1 protein-coding gene and 1 pseudogene are annotated in these 439 nt (G+C 44.4%); both read left to right on the top strand.

Annotated elements, in window-relative coordinates; genetic code table 11:
- A partial coding sequence (gene secB / locus K5R16_RS22285) for a protein-export chaperone SecB (RefSeq protein WP_220740609.1) occupies positions 1-314 on the top strand: 314 nt, incomplete at its 5' end.
- A gap of 5 nt (positions 315-319) precedes the next feature.
- Positions 320-439: pseudogene (locus K5R16_RS22280) on the top strand (2-dehydropantoate 2-reductase N-terminal domain-containing protein); the annotation flags it as partial.

Here is a 439-nt window from a genome sequence, read left to right as displayed (position 1 = left end):
ATGAAGTGATTCTTTCTTTAACTGTTACTGCTCAAAACGGTGAAGAAACTGCTTTCTTATGTGAAGTTCAACAAGCTGGTATTTTCTCAATCACTGGTTTAACTGAACAGCAACTTGCTCATTCATTAGGTGCTTACTGCCCTAACGTATTATTCCCATACTCACGTGAAACAGTAGGTAACTTAGTATCTCGCGGTACTTTCCCACAGCTTAACCTTGCTCCTGTGAACTTTGACGAATTATTCGCGCAATATGTTCAACAACGTCAGCAAGACGCAGCTGCAGCACCCGCTGCAGAAGAAGCTAAAGCTTAATCAATATGAATAATACGACTGAAATTACGGTACTTGGGGCGGGGTCTTACGGCACCGCTCTTGCTATTTCTCTCGCCAGCAGTGGTCACAAGACCTTGCTTTGGGGCCATGAGCCTGAGCACATG

It is taken from the genome of Shewanella sp. c952, assembly GCF_019654975.1.
Taxonomy (GTDB): Bacteria; Pseudomonadota; Gammaproteobacteria; order Enterobacterales; family Shewanellaceae; genus Shewanella.
Note: the sequence above shows the minus strand (reverse complement) of the source record. Positions and strands in the feature narration are given on the sequence as shown.